This is a genomic window from Streptosporangium sp. NPDC049046 (genome assembly GCF_040649155.1).
GTDB lineage: Bacteria > Actinomycetota > Actinomycetes > Streptosporangiales > Streptosporangiaceae > Streptosporangium.
Genome location: NZ_JBEZEZ010000027.1, coordinates 1 through 25,035, shown reverse-complemented (window position 1 = coordinate 25,035; position 25,035 = coordinate 1). Strand labels below are relative to the sequence as shown.

Annotated in this window: 21 protein-coding genes; 13 read left to right on the top strand and 8 right to left on the bottom strand. The window is 69.6% G+C overall.

The features are described 5' to 3' along the window. On the top strand, window positions 1-1,008 hold the full coding sequence (locus AB0B96_RS31170) for a HEAT repeat domain-containing protein (RefSeq protein WP_362904423.1): 1,008 nt from the start codon (window positions 1-3) through the stop codon (window positions 1,006-1,008). Between the two features lie 149 nt (window positions 1,009-1,157). On the opposite strand, the gene ligA is transcribed toward AB0B96_RS31170, so the two are convergent. Beyond that, the gene (ligA, locus tag AB0B96_RS31165; protein WP_362904421.1) at window positions 1,158-3,260 is read right to left on the bottom strand and encodes an NAD-dependent DNA ligase LigA; all 2,103 of its coding nucleotides are present in this window, start codon (window positions 3,258-3,260) and stop codon (window positions 1,158-1,160) included. 299 nt (window positions 3,261-3,559) lie between these two features. On the opposite strand from ligA, the gene AB0B96_RS31160 reads away from it, so the two are divergent. Then, complete coding sequence (locus AB0B96_RS31160) at window positions 3,560-4,072, top strand: RNA polymerase sigma factor (RefSeq protein ID WP_362904419.1); 513 nt, start codon at window positions 3,560-3,562, stop codon at window positions 4,070-4,072. Continuing rightward, on the top strand, window positions 4,069-5,145 hold the full coding sequence (locus AB0B96_RS31155; protein WP_362904417.1) for a CU044_5270 family protein: 1,077 nt from the start codon (window positions 4,069-4,071) through the stop codon (window positions 5,143-5,145). Before AB0B96_RS31160 ends, AB0B96_RS31155 begins: the two co-directional genes overlap by 4 nt. A gap of 46 nt (window positions 5,146-5,191) precedes the next feature. Here the strand turns inward: AB0B96_RS31155 and AB0B96_RS31150 are convergent, their stop codons facing one another. Further along, on the bottom strand, window positions 5,192-5,461 hold the full coding sequence (locus AB0B96_RS31150; RefSeq protein WP_362904415.1) for a MarR family transcriptional regulator: 270 nt from the start codon (window positions 5,459-5,461) through the stop codon (window positions 5,192-5,194). 121 nt (window positions 5,462-5,582) lie between these two features. On the opposite strand from AB0B96_RS31150, the gene AB0B96_RS31145 reads away from it, so the two are divergent. Together AB0B96_RS31145 and AB0B96_RS31140 are read left to right on the top strand one after the other, a co-directional pair. Then, window positions 5,583-5,789: a hypothetical protein gene (locus tag AB0B96_RS31145; protein ID WP_362904413.1), complete on the top strand. Its 207-nt coding sequence runs from the start codon at window positions 5,583-5,585 to the stop codon at window positions 5,787-5,789. 476 nt (window positions 5,790-6,265) lie between these two features. Further along, a complete protein-coding gene (locus tag AB0B96_RS31140; protein ID WP_362904411.1) occupies window positions 6,266-7,282 on the top strand; it encodes a LacI family DNA-binding transcriptional regulator in 1,017 nt (338 codons plus the stop codon). A 107-nt stretch (window positions 7,283-7,389) separates the two neighbouring features. On the opposite strand, the gene AB0B96_RS31135 is transcribed toward AB0B96_RS31140, so the two are convergent. Further along, window positions 7,390-7,863, bottom strand: a complete 474-nt coding sequence (locus AB0B96_RS31135) for a MarR family transcriptional regulator (RefSeq protein WP_362904409.1) — start codon at window positions 7,861-7,863, stop codon at window positions 7,390-7,392. Window positions 7,864-7,920: 57 nt separating this feature from the next. On the opposite strand from AB0B96_RS31135, the gene AB0B96_RS31130 reads away from it, so the two are divergent. Then, window positions 7,921-8,697 (top strand): alpha/beta hydrolase, encoded by a 777-nt coding sequence (locus AB0B96_RS31130; protein ID WP_362904407.1) that lies wholly within the window; start codon window positions 7,921-7,923, stop codon window positions 8,695-8,697. Window positions 8,698-8,757: 60 nt separating this feature from the next. On the opposite strand, the gene AB0B96_RS31125 is transcribed toward AB0B96_RS31130, so the two are convergent. The 4 genes from AB0B96_RS31125 to AB0B96_RS31110 form a co-directional block, all read right to left on the bottom strand. Then, window positions 8,758-10,515, bottom strand: a complete 1,758-nt coding sequence (locus AB0B96_RS31125; protein ID WP_362904405.1) for a trehalase family glycosidase — start codon at window positions 10,513-10,515, stop codon at window positions 8,758-8,760. A gap of 105 nt (window positions 10,516-10,620) precedes the next feature. Next, window positions 10,621-11,439, bottom strand: coding sequence for a carbohydrate ABC transporter permease (locus AB0B96_RS31120; protein WP_362904403.1), 819 nt, complete (start codon window positions 11,437-11,439; stop codon window positions 10,621-10,623). After that, the gene (locus AB0B96_RS31115; protein WP_362904401.1) at window positions 11,436-12,413 is read right to left on the bottom strand and encodes a sugar ABC transporter permease; all 978 of its coding nucleotides are present in this window, start codon (window positions 12,411-12,413) and stop codon (window positions 11,436-11,438) included. Before AB0B96_RS31115 ends, AB0B96_RS31120 begins: the two co-directional genes overlap by 4 nt. Before the next feature lie 28 nt (window positions 12,414-12,441). Then, on the bottom strand, window positions 12,442-13,707 hold the full coding sequence (locus AB0B96_RS31110; protein WP_362904399.1) for an extracellular solute-binding protein: 1,266 nt from the start codon (window positions 13,705-13,707) through the stop codon (window positions 12,442-12,444). 291 nt (window positions 13,708-13,998) lie between these two features. Between AB0B96_RS31110 and AB0B96_RS31105 the strand changes: the two genes are divergently transcribed. The 3 genes from AB0B96_RS31105 (at window position 13,999) to AB0B96_RS31095 (ending at window position 18,030) form a co-directional block, all read left to right on the top strand. Further along, on the top strand, window positions 13,999-15,033 hold the full coding sequence (locus AB0B96_RS31105; protein WP_362904397.1) for a LacI family DNA-binding transcriptional regulator: 1,035 nt from the start codon (window positions 13,999-14,001) through the stop codon (window positions 15,031-15,033). Between the two features lie 522 nt (window positions 15,034-15,555). Next, entirely contained in the window at window positions 15,556-16,980 is a 1,425-nt protein-coding gene (gene rox, locus AB0B96_RS31100; RefSeq protein ID WP_362904395.1) for a rifampin monooxygenase, read from the top strand. Between the two features lie 291 nt (window positions 16,981-17,271). After that, a complete protein-coding gene (locus tag AB0B96_RS31095) occupies window positions 17,272-18,030 on the top strand; it encodes an AfsR/SARP family transcriptional regulator (protein ID WP_350950117.1) in 759 nt (252 codons plus the stop codon). A gap of 51 nt (window positions 18,031-18,081) precedes the next feature. Here the strand turns inward: AB0B96_RS31095 and AB0B96_RS31090 are convergent, their stop codons facing one another. Continuing rightward, window positions 18,082-19,506, bottom strand: a complete 1,425-nt coding sequence (locus AB0B96_RS31090; protein ID WP_362904392.1) for an MFS transporter — start codon at window positions 19,504-19,506, stop codon at window positions 18,082-18,084. 136 nt (window positions 19,507-19,642) lie between these two features. Between AB0B96_RS31090 and AB0B96_RS31085 the strand changes: the two genes are divergently transcribed. The 4 genes from AB0B96_RS31085 (at window position 19,643) to AB0B96_RS31070 (ending at window position 24,924) form a co-directional block, all read left to right on the top strand. After that, entirely contained in the window at window positions 19,643-20,239 is a 597-nt protein-coding gene (locus AB0B96_RS31085; RefSeq protein WP_362904390.1) for a TetR/AcrR family transcriptional regulator, read from the top strand. A gap of 249 nt (window positions 20,240-20,488) precedes the next feature. Continuing rightward, a complete protein-coding gene (locus AB0B96_RS31080) occupies window positions 20,489-23,272 on the top strand; it encodes a LuxR C-terminal-related transcriptional regulator (RefSeq protein WP_362904388.1) in 2,784 nt (927 codons plus the stop codon). 87 nt (window positions 23,273-23,359) lie between these two features. Further along, a complete protein-coding gene (locus AB0B96_RS31075; RefSeq protein WP_350950121.1) occupies window positions 23,360-23,908 on the top strand; it encodes a hypothetical protein in 549 nt (182 codons plus the stop codon). A gap of 17 nt (window positions 23,909-23,925) precedes the next feature. Further along, window positions 23,926-24,924 carry an aldo/keto reductase gene (locus AB0B96_RS31070; RefSeq protein WP_362904385.1) on the top strand — a complete coding sequence of 333 codons (999 nt, stop codon included), beginning with the start codon at window positions 23,926-23,928 and terminating at the stop codon, window positions 24,922-24,924. The last annotated feature ends 111 nt before the right edge of the window (window positions 24,925-25,035 follow it).

The window sequence follows — 25,035 nt, the reverse complement described above, 5'->3', positions numbered from 1 at the left end:
GTGTTGATCGGTGAGGTGGCACGACGCTCCGGAGTCAGCGCCCGCATGCTCAGGCACTACGACGCACTCGGCCTGGTGCGGCCAACGGGCCGCACCGACGCCGGCTACCGCGAATACTCCGCGGAAGACATCCAGCGGATCTTCCACATCGAGAGCCTGCGGTCGCTCGGACTGTCACTGCACGACGTCGGGCGCGCCCTCGAAGACCCCGCCTTCACCCCGGCACAACTCGTCGAACACCTCATCGACCAAACCCAGGAACGCATCGCGCGGCAGACCGAACTACTCACGCGACTTCGCCGCATCGGCGCCGCGCAACCCACCGACTGGAAGGAGGTCCTCCACACCGTCGAACTCCTGCAGGCACTGGGATCAAAGAACGCCGGCAAGCGCCAGCACGCGGCCCTGTCCTGGACCGAAGATGTCTCGATGCCGGTGGAAGCACTGGTCGAGGCGGCACTCAGCGAAAAGGACCCGAACGTCGCCGGAGCCCTTCGATGGGCCCTGGCGCGATCGGGCGACAGCGAATCGGCCCTACTGCTGGCCAAAGGCCTCGGCTCACCCGTGGCCGAAGTGCGCGAACGTGCCGCCCAATCCATCGCCGAAATCCCGGACGCCCAGGCGACCGAACTGCTGCGCGACGCCCTCGCCCACCCCGACCTCGTCGTCCGCAGATACGCGGCCCTGGCACTGGGGGCACGCGGCGCGACCGAGGCGATCCCGACCCTCATCGACATGGTCGTCGAGGGAACGAACGACGTCGACGCGGCCGACGCGCTGAGCACCCTGGCGAGCACCCCCGCCCTGGCCGACCAGATCGCCACCGGCCTCGTCGACCGCCTCGCCCCCGGCACCACCGAACCACCGGCACGCCGACGCCTCGCGCAGGCACTCGCGGACATCCCGGCAACCATCGCCTCCCGCGCCCTCGCCGATCTATCACACGACGAAGATCGCGCCGTCGCGCTCACCGCGGCCTACGTCCTCAAAATGCGCGACGCCCGATAGCCGACCCTTCGCCCGGCACACCAAGTCCTGCACCGAAAAACACGACACCGAACAACTCGTGACCGCGGCCGCACAGATCAGGAGAGGACGGTGAACCAGGAGATCGCCCGCGATCGCATGACGACGTCACCACCCCGTTCCGATCCCGATCAAAGGAACGGGCCGACGAGACCGGCGAACTCCTCGGGGCCGACGATCCGCACCCCCAAACTCTCGGCCTTGGCCCGCTTGGAACCCGCCTTCTCCCCGGCCACCAACAAGGACGTCTTCGCCGAGACACCAGAAGAGGACCTGCCCCCGGCACGCTCGATCAGCTCGTTCATCTGGTTACGGGTCAAGGACTCCAAAGCCCCGCTCATCGAACCGGTCACCACGACCGACATCCCGGCCAGCGGCAACCCGGACGCGTCACCCGGCTGCGCGGGGGCCTCGCCCCCGTCGCCCCCGGTGACGACGGGGGCGGCAGGAGGCGTCCAGCCGGGCTCAGTCATGGTGACCCCGGCCGCCACCAGCTTGTCGATCAACGGCGCGAGCTCGGCGAGCTCGGCCACCACCGCCGGCGACTTCTTCGGGCCGATGCCCTCGACCGCCTCGATCGCCCCGGCGTCGGCCGCACGAATGGCGTCCATACTGCCGAAATGCCGGGCGATGCGACGACTCATGGACCGGCCGGTGCCACGCACACCCAGCGCGCAGAACACCCTGCTGAGCGGCTGTGCCTTGGCCCGCTCGATCGCGGCCAGCAGATTGTCGGTGCTCGTCTCCCCCATCCGCTCCAGACCCAGCACCTGCTCACGGGTCAAAAAGAACAGATCGGCGAAGTCGGCGATCAACCCCGCGTCCAGCAACTGCAGAATGCGGCTCTCCGCCAGCCCCTCGATGTCGAGCTGGTCACGGCCCACGGCATAGCCGATGGAGGCGATCATCCGGCAGGCGCGACCACGCACGCACCTCCACCGCTCCTGAGAGGCGTCGATCGCATCACCGCAGGTAGGACAGACCTTCGGGATCTCGATCGGCCGCTCATCACCGGTGCGCAGATGCACCACCGGCGCCTCCACCCGGGGAATCACATCACCCGCCTTGTAGACGGTCACACTGTCACCCAGCATCAAACCCCGACGCGCAATGTCGGAGGCGTTGTGAAGCGTGGCATAGGTGACGACACTGCCGTCGAGCTCGACCGGCTCCAACACCGCGCGCGGGGCGATGACTCCGGTACGGCCGGTGTTCCACTCCACACCGACCAACTTGGTGATCTTCTCGGTCGCGGGCAGCTTGTAGGCGACGGCCCACCGCGGAGCACGCGAACTGAAACCGGCCTGCGCCTGGTCACCGGCGAGATCACACTTGATCACGATCCCGTCGATACCGAACGGCAACTCCGGCCGCACCGCGGCGATCTCCTCGACCCGCTCCCGCACCCCCTCCAACGTCTCAGCGACGATCCCGGCCACCGAGGTGGCCGCGCTGGTCTGCACCCCCTGCCCGGCAACCCACGCCATGACCTCGCTGTGCGGCAGCCCACGCAACCACTCAGCCGTCTCGGAGACGTCATCGGGATACGGCAGCGCCCCATAGCCGAAGAAGGTCAACTCGCACACATACGGCCGGTCCTGGGCCCGCAGTGTGCCGGCGGCGGCGCTGCGCGGGTTGGCGAAGGTGGTGCCGTCATGCGCCCGCCGCTTGCCACACGCCTCCTCGAACTGCGACGCCGTCATGAGCACCTCACCGCGCAACTCAACGGTCACCGGCTCGGCCAACCTGGAAGGCAGCCCCACAACGGTGCCGATCGCGTGGGAGACGTCCTCACCGGCGGCGCCGTCGCCACGGGTCACAAGCCGCACCAGACGGCCGTGACGATAACGGGCCGAAATGGCCAGCCCGTCGAGCTTGGGCTCGACGCTCCACGCCGCGACCGGGCGCCCAAGCCTGCGCTCCAGCGAGGCGGCCCAGTCGGCCAGCTGCCCGGCACCGAAGACGTTGTCCAAACTGAGCATCGGCACCGCGTGCGGCACATCACCGACCACCGCACCCCCGGCCACCTTGCCCGTCGGCGAAGTCGGCAACACCTCCTCGGGATGCTCGTCCTCATAAGCCTCGATGCCCCGGACCAACCGGTCGTAGGCGTCGTCGTCCAACCTGGAGGTGCCGTCACCGTAGTAGGCCGCGGCGGCGTCCAAAGCGAGCTGAACGGCTTCGGCGTAGGCGGTCTGATCAGCGAGAAGAATGCTGGGGGGCGCGTCGGTCATGATCCCATCATCTCTCCCGGCACCGACATTTTCCGGCCGCCGAACGCGCCCCCAGCCCCAATGCCCCACCCGGGCGAGACCACCGGCTCACACTGCGAACCTCCCCGCCGACGATCCCGGCCAGCGCGACGGAGTCGTAGTCGAAACGGGCGATCACCGACACCGGCGACGCGGCCCGCAACGAACCGGCCGGATCAGACGATCTGGCCCCTAACGCAAACTGCCCAAGGCGCACTGTCACATTCCAAAAGGTGCCGGACATTAACCAGGTGTCCGGCACCTTTCGGCGAGGAGACTTCGTGACAGACCGAGATCGCTTCGAAGCGATCTATGACGCGTACTACCCCGTGATACATCAGTACGCCACCCGCCGTACCAGCTCCTCCGACGACACGGCCGACGTCATCTCCGAGACGTTCCTCACCGCGTGGCGGCGCATCGACGACGTGCCCGAAGGAGAGGAGGCGCTGCTGTGGCTGTACGGGGTGGCCCGCCGCGTGCTGGCCAACCAGCACCGAGGCGAGGTCCGCAGGGCGGTACTCGCCGAACGGCTGCGTGCGGAACTGGCTGCCGACCGGCCGGTCAAGCCGGTCGACCTGGATCACGTCCGCCTCGCCTTCGACGGATTACCCGAACGTGACCGCGAGGTGTTGGCACTGGCCTGCTGGGAGGATCTGACCAGCGATCGAATCGCCAAAGTCGTGGGATGTACGGCCATCGCAGCCCGGACCCGGCTACGTCGGGCGCGCAAGCGGCTGACGGCGGCGCTGGAACGACAGGCGTCCTTGACAATCGCGATGGAGGAAGCATGAGTGACATCGACAACCTGATCAAGGCCATCGACCCCACACCGCACGCGCCGGATCAGGGGCCTGGCGCACGCGAACTGCGTGAGGCGATCATGGCAACCCAGACCATGACACCCCGGACAGGAACACGCCCGCACCACCCAGTCCGGCGGCACCTGCCATGGCTGGCCAGCGCCGCCGGACTGGGTGGTGCAAGCGTGGTCGCGGCGACATTCCTCCTCGGCCAGGTCACCCCCAGCGCGACGCCCTCTCCCACAGCCACATCCAGCGGCACCACCCTGTCAAGCGCCTCGATCCTGCTGGCCGCCGCCGCCAAGGCAGAAGCCGCCCCACACGGGGCCTACTGGCACCTCAAGGAGCTGTACACCCATCAGCCGCTCTGGCCCTACAGCGAGAACAACATCACCTACCGCCTGGAAACCTCCACACTCTCGGAGAGATGGGTGGCAAAGGACGGCCGCACCTGGATCGGCCACAGGCAACTGCCCACACGCCCCCTGGACACGAAGGCATGGCGCCGGGACGGCTCGCCGACCGAATGGCCGATAGGAAGGGACGGCGGCGCCTACTCCACCTCGCCCGGCAAGCCCATGTTCTTCCAGAACAAGAAAAAGCACAGACTCTACTGGAGCGCCACGCCCATGACCTTGAAGGAGATCGAGGCGCTACCCGCCGCCCCTGAAGCACTGAAGAAGCGGGCCGCCAAGGCGATCCGCAGAGATCGAGACTTCACCGGTTCGGTGGAGGCCGGCCTACCGGACACCCTTGCCTCGCTCCTGTACGAACTACCCGCCTCCCCCCAGGTTCGCAGCGCCGCCTACCAGGCGCTGGCGACGCTACCCGCGGTACGGGTCGAAGGCCCGACCACCGACCCGCAGGGGCGGCCGGGCATCGCCGTGACCTTCCCGATACAGGCGGGTCAACCCGCCCAGACCAGGCTTATCATCGACCCCGACACCTCCAAGGTGCTGACCGTCGCCACCATCGGCATGCCGAAGGAGAAAGGCGACGGGGGCAGGGTGGTGCTGGAGTCCGGCTGGACCGACACCAGGCCGTCCCCGCCCTCGACCAAGTGAAGCCCGCCGGAGCCGACCGGCCCAACGCCGACATCCGATCTTCCCTCTAACCGTGCCGACCCACCTGCAGGGCCTGGTCGTGACGGGCGAAGATGTCCAGCAACACACCGATGGGCACATCAGCCTCGGTGGGATAGCGGAAATGCCGGTCGGGATTGATCGTGTAGTGGTTGCGGCGGCCCACCTTGGAGCGGGTCAGATAGCCCGCATTGTGCAGATCGGTCACAATGCCCTGTGCCGCGCGCTCGGTGATACCGATGACGGCCGCGATGTCACGCAGCCGCACCTGCGGGTCGCGGGCGATCTCCAGCAGCACCCGAGCGTGATGGGTCAGGAAAGTCCACGAGGACGAAGGCTGATCGGGACTGTTCTCGGCCATCCGGCATACGCCGCCTACTCGGCCTGCTGAACCGGACGGACGTCCTCGACAAGTGCGCATGACGACCCCCAACCGCCCCAGCCCGACGGCCTGCCGCCCTGCGTGGCCGACCTCCCCCGACGACCTGAACCCACCCGGCCATCCGAAGACGACCGTGACCGTCGAGGACCCCCGGTGGCGGGCGGCGGCAGGCAGTGGTGTCATCTTCCGGAAGCAGGGCGACGCGATACGCGTGGTGAACCTGGCGGCCGTCCTTCAATCATGAGAGGTATCGACGACTGAGCCGGGGGTGAAACCCGCCGCGCCGCGCTCCTTCCTAGCTGGGATGGATTTTTGATCTTGAAGTGATTTTCAACAAACTCACGCCCTTTACAATGTAGATTTATAATCGTCTCGGAAGCCGTCATCGTCACGACAGGAGTTGACGCCCGCCGACTCCGAGGGCAAGTCCTCTGTCGACCGGCTCGAGAAATCGATCCAGGTGGGCATCTGCCCCCTCCGGGAGGTGGCACCCCAAGGCCGGATGACCGACCGGCCAATGGCGAGACGCGTTTGACGGAGAGCCCAGGTCGCCGACGACGCACTACCCCACTCCCCCTCCCTCCCAGAGGCGGCACATCCTCGCCGCAGCACGCTGAGCTGCTTTGACACCCCCCTTCTAGGCCCATAGCCTCGCATCGAATCGATTCGAACCAGGTGTCACAAGGCGCGGGCTCGATCCGGTGCCACGGGGAGGCCACAGTGAACATCGGGGAGATCGCCAGGCGCGCCGGCGTGTCACGTAGCACGGTCTCGTACGCGCTGAGCGGCAAGCGGGCGGTGTCCGAGGCGACCCGTCGGCGGATCGAGCAAGTGATCGCGGAGGCGCGCTACCGTCCCAACGCCAGCGCCCGGGCACTGGCGGAGGGGCGCACTCGTACGCTCGGGCTGGTGGTCCCGCCCGCCGGCCGGAACCTCACCTTCATGCAGTTGGGCTTCGTCGCGAGCGTGGTGGAGGCCGCGGGCCGTCACGGACTCGACGTGCTGCTCTCACCCAGTGGTGACGAGCACGACAGGTCGTTCGAACGGATGGTGAGCAGCCGCCGGGTCGACGGTGTCGTCTTGATGGAGGTCCGGCTGGAGGATCCGCGAGCGCACCGGCTACGCCGGTCCGGCCTGCCGTTCGTGACGATCGGCCATACCGCGGACTCCCAGGCCGACTGCTGGGTGGACGTGGACTACGAGGCGTTGACCTCCCGCTGTGTCCATCACCTGGCCGACCTCGGACACCGCACCGTCGCGCTCCTCAACCGGCCGCAGGAGTTGCTGGCCGCCGGTTATGGTCCCGCCCGCCGGGCTCTTGACGGTTTCACCGCGGCAGCGACCGAACGCGGCCTGAGCGCCACCGCGGTGTGCTGCCCGGACGAGGCGACGACCGGCGAGGAACGCGTCGAGGACCTTCTTCGCCTGAATCCGGCCGTCAGCGCCGTCGTCACGCTCAACGAAGCCGCCCTGCCAGGTGTGGATCGGGCTCTGCGAGGCAGGCGACTCGCGGTGCCCGACGACTTCTCGATCACCGGCGTGGTGGCCCGGCAATGGGCGGAGGACTTCCACCCGCCGCTGACCTCAGCCGACGTGCCTGTCGCGACCATGGCCACCCAGGCCGTGGAGCTTCTCGTGGAACGGATCTCGTCACCGGACGCTCCCCCGCGCCAGGTTCTGCTGCAGCCGTCGATCTCGCTGCGGGCCAGCACCGGCCCCGCTCCGGTACGCCCTTAGACGCGACGGGCACCGTGCGGACGGAAAATCGAGTGCTTCGAACCGGCCGCCGAAGTGACCGGCACCTTCGATCGGACGGCTTCGACGCGACCGCATCTCGTACAGGCTTAGTCCACCTCGACGTGGTCGAGGAAGCGGAGGAGGTGTGAGAGCACCCGGATGCAGGCGGCGACCTCGGCATCGCTCAGATCTCCGCCCGCCCGGCGGAGAAGCGCGCGCTCGCGGTCGATCAGGGCGGTGACGGCGACCCGCCCCTCCTCGGTCAGCCGGATGAGAGAGGACCTCTTGTGCGCCGGGTTGGGGACGGACTCAACCAGGTTCCGGGCGGCGGCCTCGTTGATCATGCGCTGTACGAACTGGCGGCTCAGCGCCTGAGCCCGGCCCATCTGGGGGACGGTCATCGGCCCGTGCTCGCAGAGCATGGTGAGCACCGCCCGCACTCCGACGGACAACCCCTCGATGGGCGCGTCCTGCTCCACCTTTCGATGGGCGCGCCGGTACAACGGCCCCACCAGGTCGAACACCTCGGCGAGCCGGTCGGCCCGTTCATCGGACGCGGGGGTGCGGTCTTTTTCCTTCACCCCACCATCATGACACCTAGGTTGTCATTATTGACCAATAATGACAACCTAGGTGTCATGAGTGACCTGTTCTGGCTCGACACCGGCACCGGCCGGCCCCTCGTCCTGCTGCACGGCGGCTTCCTGGACCACGGCATGTGGGAGGAGCAGATTCCGTTCCTCGCCTCTCGCTACCGCGTCATCGCACCCGATGCCCGCGGTCACGGCCGGTCCGCCAACGCCACCGAACCGTTCCGGCCCACCGACGACCTGGCCGGCCTGCTGCGCCGTCTGGGCACCGGCCCCGCGATCCTGGTGGGGGTCTCCATGGGGGCGGGCATCGCGGTCGACACAGCGCTTGAGCACCCGGAACTGGTCAGCGCCGTGGTCGTCAGCGGCGCCGGAACCAGCGAGCCGTACTTCACCGACCCCTGGACCCTCCAGACCATGACCGCGTGGCACTCGGCGATGGCGGCCGGCGACCTGGACGCCTCGATCGAGGCGTTCACGCTCTTCGCCGCCGGTCCGTACCGCACCCTCGACGACCTCGACTCCGATGTCGTCGCCCGTCTGCGCCGGATGACCGGGGACACCATGTCCAAGCACACCGCCGACGAGCCCAACCTGCTCGTCCAGGTACGCGACACCTGGGAGCGCGCCGCCACGATCGACGTTCCCCTGCTGGCGGTGAACGGCACCGTCGACTCACCCGACCACATCGGCATGGCCGAACGCCTCGCCCACACCGTCGCCAACGGCCGGGTGATCCCGGTCGAAGGGACCGCCCACTACCCCAACATGGAGCGCCCCGACGTCTTCAACGAGATCCTCGAAGGCTTCCTGCGTGCCCTGTGACCCCAGCGACCGTCCGTGGGCAGCCGGAGTGGGACTGCGGGAACACGAACCGCCCCAGGGCTACCCGACGGCCGGGGGCACGTCCGGGAGCAGAGCGCCGGACCGGCGTCGTTCGTGTGCGGCGGCCAGGATCAGGTAGCCGCTCGCCGTCCAGGTGTAGGCACGGTCGCGCAGCCCGGCACCGCTTCGGGCGTCGAAGTTCTCCGCGAAGCCGGACTTCTCGCACAGTGCGCGGAACCGCGTGCTGATCTTGTCGGCCAGTTCGGCGAAACCGGCGCGGCGCAGGCCGTCCTCGATCAGGACGGTCGAGGGCGCCCAGATCGGTCCCCGCCAGTAGCCGTCGTCTCGATAGTGCTCGGAGGTCGGCAGCTCGGTGGCGGGCCCGTAAGCGGTGAGGTGCGTCTCGATCCTCCTGGCCAGCGTGGTGCGCACCGGCTCCGGCAGCTCCGCTCCCAGTACGATCGGCATCAGGTCCAGCAGGCTGTCGCTGGACCAGGTCCGCCTGGAGTGCGCGCCACGCGAGACGAACCGGTCGCCGGCCCAGAGCTCTTCGAGGAGCGCCTCACGGATCCGGTCGGCGGCCTGGGACCACGTGGCGGACTTCTCGGCGAGCCCGAGTTCTCCCGCGAGGTGGGCGAGTTCCCGCATCTGGAGCACGAGGAAGGCCGCCAGGTCGGCGGTCTCGACGACCCGCTCCGGGTCGAAGGTGGTCGCGTTGTCCCAGCCGCTGTCGTTGCCGTGCTGGTAGTGCGGCAACTCCTGCCCGGGAACACGGCGCGCGGTCAGCCAGAACCCGGTCCAGCTCTCCAGCTTCCGATACGTCTCGGCCAGCTCGGCCGCGGGCAGCCGGGGCATGCGCTCTCGCAGGTGGCGCAGCGCCCAGCCGTGGATGGGCGGCTTGACGAAGTTGTAGAGCACCTCGGAGTGGGTGATGGAGTCGGGCAGCGCACCGCCCTCGTCCTGATGGTCGAAAACGAGCCGGAACTGGTCCCACGCCAGGTCGGGCACCCCTTCGGCCAGCGCGATCGCGTTGAAGCAGTGGTCCCAGCTCCAGACCTTGTCCATCCAGTGCTTGGACATCAACACCGCGGGACGGGTGATGAACCCGGTCGGCCGCACCGTGGCCGACCACAGCACGTAGGCCGCCAGATCCGCGGCGGGCGTCTCGGCGCCGCGCCACGGCGCGAGCGCCTCGGCGAAGGACTCGAAATCGGCCCTCGCCGACTTGACCGCCTGCTCGAAGGTGCCCGCCGACAGGTACGGCGGACGGGAGGTCCCGTACTCCTCGATCGCGATCTCCCACGGCTCGCCGTCACCGGACAGCACGACGCCGCGCTCCCCCGAGCCCAGCGCCTGCACCCCCGGGCAGTCGGTCATGTCACCGCGCAACACGGTGACCCGGTAGCGCCGCCCGGTCTCGTAGGCCGTGAAGACATGGGCCCCGTCGACCGGATCCCGGTAGAGGTACGGCCCGCTGAACGGGGTCAGGTCGGCATTCGCCGCGATGAGACGCAGACCGAGCCCTCGCCCGCGCAGCCGCGCCGTGTCCGGCCGCTCGTAGGCGAGTTCCATCTGCCCGCTGTCATGGGTCCAGGTGAGCCGGTGCGGTGTGGCCACGACGGTCGTCGCGGCGCGCACTCCCCCGGCGGTGGGTATCAGCCGCAGGATCGGGTGCAGTCCCGTCTGGTGCGACACGAGATGCACGTCATCCGCGTAGGTCTTCTCCGCTATCACGGGTGAGAAGTTGAACCAGGACCCTCGGAAGCTGAAGGGGATCTCCTGGACGGAGAACTCCGGGCCTGGTGCGGCGACGGTCATGAACTCAGCTCTCTTTCTCGATGTGGGTTCCGCGTGGCGGCGACGCCTGCGGCCCGTGTCGGTCGGCCGGGTCTGGTGGTCCCTGCGGGAAAGGGCGAGGAGTGGTCAGTCCTTCACCGCTCCGGCGGTGATGCCCGCGGCGACATAGCGTTGCGCGATGATCAGCAGCACCGTGGCCGGAAGGGAGGCCACGACCGCGGTCGCCATGATGGCGTTCCACTGCTGGTTGTTGTTACCGATGTAGTGGTAGATCCCCAGGGTGATCGGGCGCAGGGTGCCACCGCCGTCGAGCGTGCCGGCGAACACGAAGTCCGACCACGCCCAGAGGAAGGCGAACAGGGAGACCGTGACGACGGCGTTGCGGCTGACCGGCAGGACGATCGACCAGAAGACACGCACCGGCCCCGCCCCGTCGGCCGTGGCCGCCTGGAGCATCTCCTGGGGTATTCCGGACATGAACGCGGTGAAGACCAGCACGGCGAACGGGACGGCGATCGTGGTGTCGGCGACGATGAGGCCGGGCAGCGAGTTGAGAACCCCCAGGTTCAGATAGATCGCGTAGAAACCCATCGCCATGATGATTCCGGGGATCATCTGCGCGATCAGCAACGCGAAGCTCAGCGCGCCGCCGCCCCTGGGACGCAGCTTCGCCAGCGAGTAGCCCGCGGGCGCGGCGATGGCCACGGTCAGCACCACCGTGGCCAGGCCCACGATCAGGCTGGTCGCCAGGTAGGGCATCTGCTGGTCGAGGACCGCCCGGTAGCCGTCCAGCGTGCCGTCGAACGGGAACCAGGGCGGCGGGCTCTTGCGCATGTCCCGGTCTTGGGTGAAGGAGACATTGACCATCCAGTAGACCGGGAACAGCATCAGCCCGGTGAGGACCACTCCCAGGACGCTCTTCCACCACACCCTCTTGCCGGTCATGATTGCGACTGCCTTCGCTGTACGCGGATGTAGATCAGGCCGAAGACGAGGGCCATCAGGATGAGCAGGTTGCCCACCGCCGCGCCCGGCCCGAAGGCGGGCAGCAGGTTGCCGAACCCCAGCCGGTAGGACCAGGTGGCGAAGGTCGTCGAGGAGTCCGCCGGGCCACCCTTGGTCATGATCCAGATGATGTCGAAAACCTTCAGCGTGTAGACCAGGCCGAGCAGCAGCGTGATCGCCGACACCGGCCGCAGCAGAGGGAAGGTCACCCGCCAGAACTTCTGCCAGCCGCCCGCTCCGTCCAGTTCGGCGGCCTCGTGGACGTCGCGCGAGATCGCCTGCAGGCCGCTGTAGAGCACGACCAGGTTGAAGGGGATACCGATCCAGATGTTCGCGATGGTCACCGAGACCAGCGACCAGTCGGGGGAGGTGAGCCAGTTGACCGGTCCCAGGCCCACGTAGCCCAGGGCCGCGTTCACGATGCCCGAGTCGCTGTTGAGCATCCACGACCAGGTCGAGGCGGACACGATCAGGGGCAGCAGCCACGGCACCAGGAACAGCGCGCGCAGTGTGGCCGAGAGCTTGAAGTTCTGGCTGAAGAACACCGCCAGGGCCAGGCCGATGGCGAACTGGAAGGCCAGCGACACCAGGGTGAACACCACGGTGTGGGTGAGTGCGGGCCCGAAGGTCGGGTCGTCGAGCACTTCGCGCAGGTTGTCCAGGCCGCTGAACTCCGCCCCGCCCTGCACGAACGAGCGGACCGTGTAGTCGCGCAGGCTGAGGTCGATGTTGCGGTAGAGCGGATAGAGGTAGAAGGCGATCAGGTAGGTGGTCACCGGGGCCAGGAACGCCCAGGCCGCCCACTGGGTGGAGCGTGGCCGCCGGTCACGCGAGCGTGGCGGGGCGGCGACGCGCGCCGCCCCGCCACGCTCGGGCACAGAGCGGGAGGCCGCGGTCTGTGTGGGGTTGTTCATGACGTCCTTCGCCGACTCTCCGACGCGGTCAGTTCGTGGCGGCGGACGCTGCCTTCTGGGCCTCCGCGAACGCCTCCTGCGGGGTCTTCGAACCGCTGAGGGCGCTCTGCACCCCGGTCCACATCGGCTGCGAGATCTTGGGGTACTTGGTGCCGAGGTCGTCGCTCGTGCGGCCCTTCGCCGCCTTCACCGCCTCGACCCACACCTTCAGGTCGGCCGTCGCGGCCACCTGCTTGGCCTGAACCTCCGCCGTGGGGGCGATGTAGGACAGCGTGGTGGTCGTGGTGAGCGAGTTGTCGGCGCTGGTCAGACAGCTCACCAGCTTCTGGGAGACGGCGTAGCGACCGGGGTCCTTCTGCACCGGCACGCTGACGAACTCGCCACCGGTCGGTGCGGGCGCGGTGGCGCCGTCGGCGGCCGGGATCGGGATGATGCCGTACTCGAAGCCGGCCTCCTTGGCGTTGGCCAGCTGCCAGGTGCCGTTCTCGGCGAAGGCGTAGTCCCCGGTCGCGAACTCCTGCCAGCTGGTGGTCTGGGTGTTGTTGATGACCGAGTTGGGGGCGTAGCCCTTCTTCAGCCAGTCGGTCCACAGCGCCAGGGCGGAGACGGCCTGCGGGGAGTCGAGCTGGGTGAGGTTCGCGCCGGAGCCCCAGAACCAGGGCAGGAACTGGAAGCTGCCCTCCTCGGTGCCGATGGCGGAGAAGGTGATGCCCTTCTTGCCGGCGTCCTTCACCTTGTCCAGCGCGGCGGTGAGCGAGGCCCAGTCCTTCACGGTGGCGATGTCGACGTCGGCCTCTTTCAGCACCGCCTTGTTGTAGTAGAGCGCGAGGGTGTTCGCCCCGATGGGGATCCCGTAGGTCTTGCCGCCGCTCTGGCCCGCCGCGAGGAGGTTGGGGTCGATCGCCGAGGTGTCGATCTTCGCCTCCTCGGTCGTGCTGAGCACTCCGGCCTCGGCCAGCGTCGAGACCACCGGGTTGTCCACGATCAGCACGTCCGGGGAGTTGCCCTGCTGGGCGGCGAGGAGGGCCTTGTTCGTCAGGTCGCTGGTGTCGTAACCGGTCCTGGTGACCGAGACTCCCGCGTCGGTGCCGCACTTGGTGAGCAGTTTCACCCACTCGGAGGTGCCGTCGAACTGCGGATACGGATCCCAGATCGTGTAGGTGCCACCGGAGGCGTCGGCGGAGGTTCCGCCGGAAGGGGCGTCGGAGGACGAACACGCGGCCAGACCGCTCGTGAGCACGAAGATCACCAGGCTCATTCCGGCGCCGCGCCGCCCCCATTCCGCTGATCTCATCGGGTCTTCCTTCCGCCAACGGACTTTTCCGGATTGTTTCGATCTCGTGTCGAATCGATTTGTCGAACCGATTCGATGAACATAGGCCCCGCCGGGACGAAGGTCAATGGGGTGCCTGGACCGACATGCATGGCCCCCGAGGGTTTCTGCGCGCCTCCGCCCGCCCCTCAGGGCGGGACCTCGGAGGCCCGTACGCCACGTCGTTCACATGGCGTGTCCGGCCGCTTTCCCCGGGTGAACCGATTCGACCTATCATGTGTCTGTGTCGACCCGGATTTTTGAGGAGTCTCGATGAACATCGGGGAGATCGCCCGGCGGGCAGGGGTATCGCGGAGCACGGTGTCCTACGCGCTCAGCGGCAAACGCTCGCTGTCGGAACAGACCCGGCGACGCATCCAGGACGTCATCGACGAGCTCGGTTACCGGCCCAACGCCAGCGCCCGGGCGCTGAAGGAGGGCCGCACCCGCACGCTGGGCCTGGTCATCCCGCCGGCCAGCCAGCGGCTCACCGACATGCAGCTGGGATTCGTGGCCAGCGTGGTCGACGCCGCGGCCCGGGCCGACCTCGACGTCCTGCTCTCGCCGTCCGGCGGCGAGCACGACCGCTCCTTCGAGCGGGTCGTCACCGGCAGCCGGGTGGACGGGATCATCCTGATGGAGATCCGGTTGCGGGACGACAGGGTCACCCGGCTCCAGCAGACCGGCCTGCCGTTCGTCGGCATCGGCCGTACCGCCGAGCCCGAGGACATGTGCTGGGTGGACGTCGACTACGAGACGCTGATCTCCCGATGCGTGCAGCATCTGGCCGATCTCGGGCACCGGCACATCGCGCTGGTCAACCGCTCCGCCGAACTCGTCGCCGCCGGTTACGGGCCGGGCCACCGCGCCCAGGCGGGCTTCGCCAGGACCATCGCCGAACGTGGCCTGACAGGCGTCGAACTGTGCTGTGCCGACGACGCCTCAGCGGGGCACACGTGCGTGGAGCGGCTTTTGGCCGACCACCCCGAGGTGACCGCTCTGGCCACCATCAACGAGGCCGCGCTCCCCGGCGTCTACCGGGCCCTGCGTCACGCCGGTCTGGAGATCCCCCGGGACTTCTCCATCACCGGCGTCGCGGCCCAGCACTGGGCCGAGAACCTCCACCCGCCCCTCACCGCGGCCGACGTCCCCGCCGACCAGCTCGGCGCCCACGCCGTCGACCTGCTCATCCAGCGCATCGCCAACCCCGAAACCCCGGTCCGGCACCTTCTCCTCGCTCCCCCGATCTCCCTGCGCTTCACGACCGCCCCCGCCCCGCGCCGCTCCGCCGACGGGGCCGCCCCCTGAGAAGGACTCTCCGACGACACCGCCGTGAATCTCGCGGCGCCCGGTTCGGCGCCCGGCCGGATCGGCGGGTTGCGGCAACGGGCGGGAGACGAGGTCGGAGGACGATGGCGTCAACGACCTGGGCGAACGGGCTCGGCTGGACGGGCGTCGTACGCGACGCGTCATCGCTTCGGGAGAAGACCGCGCGGCCGCGACGAACGGCGACCGGTGAAATCGACAAACGGCGAAGTTCGGGAAATCACCCACTACCTGCCACTCTCAACGTATAGCGCACCGGGGGGCTTGCGGCAAGACCCGGGTCTTGCCGCAGAATCATGGCCCGAGGCCGGAACCTGGGGAGATCAGGGGTCCGCGAAGTACGCGTTCTTCGCCGATCGACGTACGGGTCATGCGAGACGCCGGACCACCGGTGGAACTCGCGGTGCGGTCGCGGGCACCCGGCGCGAGGACGCGGGTGTGCGCGCCGCCGGACCACGCGGAGCAGCCGGCCGGAAAGCGAACTCTGTCGAATGGGGGATCTTCATGATCGACGTGATCATCGTCGGCGGCGGGCCGACCGGCCTGATGCTCGCCGCCGAGTTGCGGCTGCACGGGGTGCGCGTGCTCGTGCTGGAGAAGGAGGCGGAGCCGGCCGGGTATGTCCGCGCGCTCGGCCTGCACGTGCGCAGCATCGAGGTGATGGACCAGCGTGGCCTGCTGGAGAGGTTTCTCGCGAACGGCAGGAAGCACCCGCTCGGCGGTTTCTTCGCAGGCCTCGCCAAGCCCGCGCCCGACCGGCTGGACACCACGCATCCCTACGTCCTCGGCATCCCGCAGCCCGTCACCGATCGTCTGCTGGCCGAGCGTGCCACCGAGCTCGGCACGGAGATCCGGCGCGGCCACGAGCTGGTCGGGCTGAGCCAGGACGAGGACGGGGTGACCGCCGAGCTGGCCGACGGCACGCGGCTGCGCTCGCGCTACCTCGTCGGCTGCGACGGTGGCCGCAGCACGGTGCGCAGGCTGCTCGGTGTCGCCTTCCCCGGCGAGCCCTCCAGGAACGACACGCTGCTGGGCGAGATGGAGGTGGGCGTGCCGCCGGAGACGGTCGCCGCCGTGGTCGCCGAGGTCCGCAAGACCAACCTGCGGTTCGGCCTCGGCCCCTTCGGGGAAGGCGTGTACCGCGTCGTCGTTCCGGCCGAGGGAGTGGTCGAGGACCGCTCGGCCCCGCCGTCGCTGGAGGAGTTCAAGCGACAGCTGCGGGTCTTCTCCGGCACCGACTTCGGCGTGCACTCACCGCGCTGGCTGTCTCGCTTCGGTGACGCCACCCGGCAGGCGGAGCGTTACCGGACCGGCCGGGTGCTGCTGGCCGGTGACGCGGCGCACATCCACCCCCCGGTCGGCGGACAGGGGCTCAACCTCGGCATCCAGGACGCGTTCAACCTCGGCTGGAAGCTGGCCGCCGAGGTCGGCGGCTGGGCACCGGAAGGACTGCTGGACAGCTACCACACCGAACGGCATCCGGTGGCCGCCGACGTGCTGGACAACACCCGCGCCCAGATGGAGCTGTTGTCCACCGAGCCTGGCCCTCGCTCTGTGCGCCGCCTGTTGTCGGAACTGATGGACTTCGAGGAGGTGAACCGGTATCTCATCGAAAAAATCGTCGCGATCGGGGTTCGCTACGACTTCGGCGGGGGGCACGAACTGCTCGGCCGGCGGATGCGGGACGTGGCGCTGAAGAACGGTCGTCTCTACGAGTTGACGCACGAAGGTCGCGGGTTGCTGCTCGACCAGACCGGCCGGCTCTCGGTGGCGGGCTGGGAGGGCCGGGTCGACCACGTCGTCGACGGCGGCGAGGAGCTGGACGTGCCCGCCGTGCTGCTGCGGCCGGACGGCCACGTGGCGTGGGTCGGCGAGGACCAGCAGGAACTGCTCGGCGGGCTGTCCAGGTGGTTCGGCGCCGCCGGCTGAGCGTGCGGTCCCGGCGCCCGGGACAACCGGCTCGGCTCCCGAGTTCCGTTCTCACCGGGAGTCGGCCACGGCGTCGCGGCCGGCTCCCGCCCCGGGTGACCGGTGCGGGAGATCGGCCACCCGGGGCGGGAGCCGGGCGTGTTCCGGCGGGGGCGGTGACTACGCACTCGCCGGTGGGTTCGTACGCACTTCCGCTGATGGCAACCCGCTCATCCGTCGCAAGAATGGCGCTACCCGGCAAAAAAGGGTCGATCACCACTTGATGCCAGGCTCAAGCCACTCGGGAGACAGATGAGATACGAACTGCTCGGGCCGCTGCAACTGGTGGACGAGAGAACGCGCACGGTCAACGCGCCCAAGGTGGAGACCTTGCTGGCCACCCTGCTGATCCGCGCGAACCAGCCGGTCTCGACGGATGAGCTGATCGACGAGTTGTGGGGGAACGAGCCGCCCCGGCGGGCTCGTGCCGCGCTGCACGTCTACATCTCCCACCTGCGCAAGAATTTCGTCCAGCCGGCGGTCGAGGGCGCGACGATCCGGACCCACGCGCAGGGATACCTGCTGGAGGTCGAGAGGTCGTCGGTCGACGTGTTCCTCCTGCGGGCCCTGCACGCCGAGGCGCGGGCCGTACCGGAGAGCGAGCCCGAGCGGGCGCTGGAGGTCTCCGCCGCAGCGGCCGGCCTGTTTCGCGGGCCGGTCCTGGCGGGGATCAACAACGGGCTCATCGTGGGCACCTTCGCCCGGTGGGCGGAGGAGGTGCGACTGGAGTGCCTGGAGACGGTCGCGCGCTGCTCGCTGCGGCTCGGCAGGCACCGGGAGCTGATCGGTGACCTGTCGGCGTGGGTCGAGGAGTACCCGCTGAACGAGAACCTCCGCGAGCACCTCATGCTGGCCCTCTACCGCTCCGGCCGGAGGGCCGAGGCGCTGGAGGTCTTCCAGTCCGCCCGGCAGGCGCTGCGGGAGGAACTCGGCCTCGATCCGCGCAGGACGATGCGCAGGCTGCAGTTCGCGATCCTCGAGGCGGACACCGACTACGCGATCGCGGGCTGATGCCTCCGGCACCGTCCCCCGCGCGGGACGGTGCCGGAGCTCACCTCCCGCTCAGCCCTGGGCCGCCGCGGCCCGGCGCGCCCCGGGACCGAACCAGAAGAGCAGCGCCACCGCCAGTGCCAGCGCTATCGCCGCGCAGGCCCAGACGAACACCGACGAGATGTTCGCCGCGATGTCGGCGCCGCCCGCGGTGAACGGGATCAGCAGGGCCGCCAGGCCCAGTGACCCTCCGACGGTCAGCGCCGTCTGCAGCAGGCCGGCGGTGACGCCCGCGTACTCGGGCGGTGCGGTGGTCAGAATGATCATGTTGAACGGGATGATGGCGACTCCGACGCCGAGTCCCATGACGACGAGCGCCGGGAGCACGCCGGTCAGGTAGGTGCCGTCGGCGTCGAGGCGGGTCAGCCAGGCCACCCCGGCCAGCACCACGACCAGGCCGAGCACCGCTCGGGTCTGCAGGCTCACGCTCGCGATGTGCTTGGTGAGCAGCTGGGTGACGACGAGCAGCGCCAGGCCGAAGGGGAGGATGGCCAGCCCGCTGCGCAGGGCGTCCAGCCCGAGCACACCCTGCAGGTACTGGACCAGATAGATCAGGAAACCGGTGAGCACCGCCGCGAGCAGCAGCAGGCACAGGAGGGCTCCCGCCCTCTGCCTGCCGGCGAAGACCACCAGCGGCAGAAGCGGCTCCTCGGTGCGCCGGTCCCATATCAGCAGCGCCGCCGCCAGCAGGACCGCCGCCGCGAGTGAGCTCAGCGCGCCGGTGTCGCCCCAGCCGCTCTCGGCGGCGCGCACCAGCCCGTAGACGGCGGCGGTGACGGCGGCGGTGCCCAGCAGGGCGCTCGGCAGGCCGAGCGGGCGCGGCCGGGTGGCCTCGTCACGCAGACCCAGCACCTTGACGGAGACGGCGATGATGAGCAGGCCGATGGGCACGTTGACCAGCAGGCTCCAGCGCCAGTCCCCCGCCCAGGTCAGCACACCGCCCAGGACCATGCCGGCGGAGGCCCCCAGGCCGGTGACGGTGGAGTACAGGCCGAAGGCGCGCTGGCGGCGCTCTCCTTCGAAGACGATCGCGAGCAGCGCCAGGCCGGTCGGGCCGGCGATCGCCGCGCCGGCCCCCTGCAGGACCCGGCCGACCAGCAGGACCTCCAGGTTGGGCGCGAGACCGGCGAGCAGCGAGGCCACGACGACCAGCCCGATTCCGGCGAGGAAGACCCGGCGGTGGCCGAGCACGTCGCCGAGCCGGCCCGCCAGCAACAGGAGCCCGCCGAAGGCGAGGAGGAAACCGTTCGGCACCCACGACCCGCCGGTGATCGAGAGTCCCAGGTCGGACTGCAGGGTCGGCAGCGCGACGTTCACGATGGTGCCATCGAGCTGCAACATGAACTCCGCGCCGACGATCGCGGTGAGCGTGAGCGCCCACGGCCGGGCAGGGGCGTCCCTGGCCGGAATCCCCTCGGAGACGCTGTCGGTACTCATGAAACCTCCGATGCCGATCGCCCGGACACATACTGAGGCATCCTCAGGTTAGAGGCCGGAACTATACTGAGGATGTCTCAGCTTGGATGAGAAGAGTCAAGCTGAGGCTGCCTCAGGATGTCAAGCGGGAGGTTCGATGACGACCGGCACGCCCCACATCGCCCAGCGCCCCAAACGCGCCGACGGCCGGCGCAACTACGACGCGATCCTGGCCGCGGCCCGCAAGGCGTTCGAGGCCGACGGCTCCGAGGCGTCCCTGGAGAACATCGCCGCCCAGGCCGGCGTGGCGATCGGCACGCTGTACCGGCACTTCCCCGTCCGCGCCTCCCTGGTGGAGGCCGCCACCAGGGACGGGCTGGCCGATCTCGTCGCCCACGCCGAGCGACTGCTCTCCTCCCCCGACCCGCTGGGGGCCCTGGCGGAGTGGATGGAGCGGGCGGTGCGGCACTTCAGCACCTTCCGAGGACTGGTCGGCATCCTCGCGCAGAGCATGTACGACGAGGGGACCCCCTCGTACGCCATGTGCAACGCGATGCATCACGGCGGCGCGGACCTGCTTCGCGCCGCGCAGGCCGCCGGCCTGGTACGCGCCGATCTGACCCCCGGCGAACTGTTCGACCTGCTCAGCGGTGCCGCCTGGGTGCGCGAGCAGTCCCTGCCGGACAGGGACGACAGCCCTCGCCTCCTGCTCCTCGTCCTGGAGGGGATCACCACACGCGACCACCGGTCCTGAGCGGGCCCGCAACCGGACCACCCATCCCCTCGACGGCGGGCGACCGGCCTCCCGCACGCCCCATCGGCGACAGGTGGTGATAAAAACCAACTAATTAGGTAGGCTAATAGTGGTTATCGCCGGATCAGGGGACCGGCAGCAGAACCTCGCAAACCGTCACCACAGCAAACACCGGCCCGTACGCACCAGGGAGCGCGGCCAGGGCCACCCACCGTCTTTCTTTCACGAACGCCTGGGGTCTTCACAGAGATGAGTTCGCACGAAGAGAGCTTCTCCGACACCGCTTCCGTCGCCGTGGTACGCACCGCCGAACTGGACAGACTGCAGCACCTGACCTGGGAACCAGGAGGCGAGGGGCGTCTCGTCGCCGTGTTCGGCGAACCGGGGGCCGGCAAGACGCACCTGCTCTCCGCGCTCGTGCGGGACCGGCAGTGGACCGTCCTGCCCGCCGCCGTCTACCGCTGCTCGCGCGGCGACCGAGAGGGCACGATGAACAGCGTCAGGAAGATGCTGCGGCGTGCCCGGCTGTCCGCGGAACGCCATCAGCCGCCGGGGGTGGCCGGCCTGTCACGGCACCGGCGGCAGCCGGACCGCGAGCTGGTGGTGATCGAGGACGCCCACCTCGCCGACGAGCGAACCATCCACGAACTGGCCGAGATCGCCGAAGGCGCCTCCCCGCCGCTGGTGGACGTGGTCGTGTCGCTGCGTCCCCGGCAGACGCCCGAGGCCCTGGCCGAGGCCGTCTCCCTCGGCGTGGCCTTCGGCCGCACCGCGCGCATCGAGCTGGCGCCGCTCGGCGACGAGCAGATGCTCGCCATGACGCCCGTCCCCGCTCCGTACGATCTTCGCCGTCGTAGCCGCGGCAACCCGTTCAGCCTCCGCGCCCTGCAGGCCCTCGACCACAGCACGTGGTCCGGAAGCGACACCGCCGTCGCCCCGTTCGAGTTCACCGTGCTCACCGAGGTCCGGGGCCTCACGCTGAACGAGCGCTACGTGCTGAACGCCGCGGCGATCCTGCGCTCGCGGTTCGACGTCGAACTGCTCGCCGAGATCGCCGAACTGGACGCGCTGGTGGTCTCCGCCGCCCTGCGCGGCCTGGTCCGGCGTGACCTGGTGCGGGTCGAGCCGATCGGCACGCTGTTCTCCGTCCGCGACGAGGTCTTCGGCACGCTGCTGCGCAGGACGATCGACCCCTGCTGGGCCACCCGCGCCCACCAGCGCGCCCTGGGCCTGCTCTCCGCCCGTGGCCAGGCCGGCAAGCAGCTCGGCTTCCACCTGGTCAGCTCGCTGTCACGGGTCCGCGCGAGCGAGCTGGCGCGGATCGTGGACGCGTCCTACGAGATCATGGAGACGGACGTCGCCGAGTGCGTCTCCTGGCTCACACCGGTGATCGCCGAGGCACCCGTCTCCAGCGAGATCGGGATGCGCGCCCGGCTGGCACTGAGCACCGCGTTCGGGCGGATCGGGCGGATGACCGAGAGCCGGGACCTGCTCTTCCTGGTGCACGAGTCCGGTGGCTCGGTGGACCCGCTCACGCTGGCCGGGCAGGTCGCCTCCGTGTCGATGGTCGAGGCGGTGCTGAGCCAGGACGCGCAGACCCTCGGCCTGCTCAACGAGTATCTCGCCCGGCAGGACCTGCGACGCTCACCGGTCTGGCCGCGTCTGGTGTTCGCGCGGGGTTTCCGCACGACCATGCTCGGCCGGATACCGGGCAGGGCCGAGCTGGAGCAGGCCCTTCAGGTCGCCCGTACCGGCCGCGACGACCTCACCGCCGCGGGCCTGCTCGGTCTTCGGGCGCTGGAGGCGACCTTCTCCGGTGAGGTGGACCGGGCACTGGCCGACGCGACCGCCGCGGGCGAGACGCTGGACCGCGCCCCGGAGCACCTGGTGGCGTGTCACGTGGAGAGCCTGTTCGTGGTCGTCCTCGCCCATCTCTATCTGGGCCGCTACGTGGAGGCCCAGCGGCAGGTGCGGCGGGGCGTCGACGTCGCCCGCCACCGCCAGCGGATCTTCCTGCTCCCGGCGCTCCTGGTGCTGCTCAGTGAGGCCGAGCGCCACCTCGGGCAGCTCGAACAGGCCCGCGAGGCCGCCAACGCCGCCATCATCGAGTCCGGCCCTGACAACTCCCTGCGGCACACCCAGGCGGTCGCGCTCAAGTCCGCGGCCGAGGTCTGGATGCAGCCGGTGGGCAGCGGGAAGGCCAGGTCCCTCGCCCAGCAGGCACTGGCCAGGCAGTCACCGTCGCAGGCCAACGTCAACGGCAGCGCCTCGATCGCCGCGCTGACCCTCGCCAGATGCGCGTGGCTCGACGACGACCCCGCGCACTGCGTCGCCCTCCTGCTCAACGAGGGCAAGGGGTCCGAGCTGCGGACCATTCCCATGGCCTACCGCAACACCGCCTGGGAGATGCTGTGCGCCGCCGGAATGGACGCCGGCATGCCCCTGGACGGCTGGGTGCACAACAGCCAGGAACACGCCCGGGCCGTTCCGATGCCGCACAACCTCGCCTACGCGGACCTCACCCGAGGGCATCTGCACCGCGTGCGGGGCTCGCTCGCCGAGGCGGCGAGGTGCTACCAGGACGCGGCCGATCGCTTCGCGTCGGCGGGAATGGGAATCGAGCAGTGCTACGCGCTGGGGCAGGCCGCACGCGTGCTCGGCGAGCTGGGACACGCCGAACGGTCGTCCCGGACGGCCAGGCTCGCCGCCGAGATGGCACGCCGGTCAGGGGCGGCGACCATGCTCGACTGGCTCGGCAGGCAGACGAGCGGGCCGTCCGCCGCGGAACTCGAACCCGAGACCGGCCCCGTGGAGATGTTCGGCCGGCTCACGCACCGCGAGCGTGAGATCGCGCTGCTCATCTGCACGGGCATGAAGCGCCGCGAGATCGCCGACCGGCTCACCATCAGCATGCGGACCGTCGACGTTCACCTGACCCGGATCTACCGGAAGACCGGTGTCAGCTCCCGGATGGAACTCGCCCTGGCGACCCGGCGGAAAGCGGCCGGCCGCGACTACGCCACGCGCTTTTAGGACCACTTGAGCCGTTCTTTCTAATGTCGGTTCCTGCGAGCCTCCGCGTTCCGGACGGCGGCTCGGAATTCCGCCCAGGAGGCGACCATGGATTTCCGCGTGCTTTCCGCTCGGATCTCACCGGTGCTCGACACCGTGAACTCCTGGGCCCTGCCACTCGTGGCGGCGCCACCGGAAACCACCTCGGAAAGGGTCGGCGCCCTCGGCCGGCCGGGCCGGTCGCTGATTCTGCGCGATCTCACCGAGAAGGTCGTCGAATACCACTCCAGTAATCCCGACCCCACCGGGACGACGCCCACGGAGAAGGATTTCGCCACCGTGCGGCTTGAGATATTCGGCTCGGACGGCGAGCCGCTCGGCCACACCAGAGGGGCGGGCCGCATGCTCTACCGCCAGGAGCACGACGGCCATTTCATCGCCTACTTCGGGGAGGAGATCCGGCTGAACGACGGCAACGTCATCCGCTCGGGAGGACTGGTCGACGACGCCCGGCTGACCGCCGGCGAGGCCGCCACCTTCCCCGCCGTCGTCGTCGCGGGGCCGCTGCGCGGCGCCATCGGGTTTCGCCAGTTCCGGCCGCTGGTCAAGGACGCCCATGACACCTACGAGTCGTCGATCGTCGTCTACCTGCGGTAACGGGACGGAGAACGCAGATGACCCTGACACGACTTCCCACGCGCAGGATCGGATCCCTCACCGTGGGCGCGCAGGGCCTCGGCTGCCTCGGCATGTCGGAGTTCTACGGCGCCACGGTGGAGGCCGAGTCGATCGCGACCATCCGGCGTGCCCTCGATCTCGGGGCGACACTGCTGGACACCGCCGACGTCTACGGCCACGGCGCCGGTGAGGAGCTCGTCGGCAAGGCCGTCGCCGGGCGGCGGGAGACGGCGATCGTGGCGACCAAGTTCGGCGTGGTGCGCCCCGGACCGGGCGTCGGCGCCGCCGTCCGAGGGGACGCCCGCTACGTCCGGCGAAGCTGTGAGGCCTCGCTGCGGCGGCTCGGCGTCGACCACATCGACCTGTTCTACCTCACCCGCGTCGACACCGAGGTCGGTGTCGAGGAGACCGTCGGCGCGATGGCCGAACTCGCCGCCGCGGGCAAGATCCGCGAGATCGGACTGTGCGAGGCGGGGCCCGAGACCATCCGGCGCGCCCACGCGGTGGCCCCGATCGCCGCGCTGCAGACCGAATGGTCGCTGTGGTCGCGAGACATCGAGCGCCGGATCGTGGCGACGTGCCGGGAGCTGGGCATCGCGCTGGTGCCGTACTCCCCGCTGGGCCGGGGCTTCCTCAGCGGCGCCATCCGTTCCCCCGAGCAGCTGGAGGAGGGCGACTTCCGGCGTTTCGGGCTGCCCCGGTTCGCCCCGGACAACCTGCCGCGCAACCTCGCCCTGGCCGACCGTCTCGTCGAGCTCGCCGCCTCACTGCGGGTCACGGCGGCGCAACTGGCGCTGGCGTGGTTGCACCACCGGGGGCCGGACGTGATCCCCATTCCGGGAACGAGGCGTCGCGCCCATCTGGAGGAGAACGTCGACGCCGCCTTCCTGAGCCTCACCCCGGCCGACCTGGCCGCCGTGGAGGCGGCCGTTCCCTCCGATGAGGTCTACGGGGAGCGCTGGAACGAGCAGAGCATGCGGTTCGTCGACCGCTGAGGGACGGGACCGGTGTGGGGCCGGGGTGCGCCCCGCCGACGGCGACACCCCCCCCCCCCCGCCCCCCACCCCCCCGCACCCCCCCCGGAAAACAGGCGGGCCCCCCCGCGC

What these genes read in the sequence shown, in the direction of transcription:
- ligA (WP_362904421.1), bottom strand. Translation starts at nt 3,260, where the DNA reads ATGACCGACGCGCCCCCCAGCATTCTTCTCGCTGATCAGACCGCCTAC.
- AB0B96_RS31085 (WP_362904390.1), top strand. Translation starts at nt 19,643, where the DNA reads ATGACGACCGGCACGCCCCACATCGCCCAGCGCCCCAAACGCGCCGAC.
- AB0B96_RS31120 (WP_362904403.1), bottom strand. Translation starts at nt 11,439, where the DNA reads ATGACCGGCAAGAGGGTGTGGTGGAAGAGCGTCCTGGGAGTGGTCCTC.
- AB0B96_RS31115 (WP_362904401.1), bottom strand. Translation starts at nt 12,413, where the DNA reads ATGAACAACCCCACACAGACCGCGGCCTCCCGCTCTGTGCCCGAGCGT.
- AB0B96_RS31090 (WP_362904392.1), bottom strand. Translation starts at nt 19,506, where the DNA reads ATGAGTACCGACAGCGTCTCCGAGGGGATTCCGGCCAGGGACGCCCCT.
- AB0B96_RS31145 (WP_362904413.1), top strand. Translation starts at nt 5,583, where the DNA reads ATGACGACCCCCAACCGCCCCAGCCCGACGGCCTGCCGCCCTGCGTGG.
- AB0B96_RS31130 (WP_362904407.1), top strand. Translation starts at nt 7,921, where the DNA reads ATGAGTGACCTGTTCTGGCTCGACACCGGCACCGGCCGGCCCCTCGTC.
- AB0B96_RS31080 (WP_362904388.1), top strand. Translation starts at nt 20,489, where the DNA reads ATGAGTTCGCACGAAGAGAGCTTCTCCGACACCGCTTCCGTCGCCGTG.
- AB0B96_RS31105 (WP_362904397.1), top strand. Translation starts at nt 13,999, where the DNA reads ATGAACATCGGGGAGATCGCCCGGCGGGCAGGGGTATCGCGGAGCACG.
- AB0B96_RS31070 (WP_362904385.1), top strand. Translation starts at nt 23,926, where the DNA reads ATGACCCTGACACGACTTCCCACGCGCAGGATCGGATCCCTCACCGTG.
- rox (WP_362904395.1), top strand. Translation starts at nt 15,556, where the DNA reads ATGATCGACGTGATCATCGTCGGCGGCGGGCCGACCGGCCTGATGCTC.
- AB0B96_RS31110 (WP_362904399.1), bottom strand. Translation starts at nt 13,707, where the DNA reads ATGAGATCAGCGGAATGGGGGCGGCGCGGCGCCGGAATGAGCCTGGTG.
- AB0B96_RS31095 (WP_350950117.1), top strand. Translation starts at nt 17,272, where the DNA reads ATGAGATACGAACTGCTCGGGCCGCTGCAACTGGTGGACGAGAGAACG.
- AB0B96_RS31125 (WP_362904405.1), bottom strand. Translation starts at nt 10,515, where the DNA reads ATGACCGTCGCCGCACCAGGCCCGGAGTTCTCCGTCCAGGAGATCCCC.
- AB0B96_RS31155 (WP_362904417.1), top strand. Translation starts at nt 4,069, where the DNA reads ATGAGTGACATCGACAACCTGATCAAGGCCATCGACCCCACACCGCAC.
- AB0B96_RS31075 (WP_350950121.1), top strand. Translation starts at nt 23,360, where the DNA reads ATGGATTTCCGCGTGCTTTCCGCTCGGATCTCACCGGTGCTCGACACC.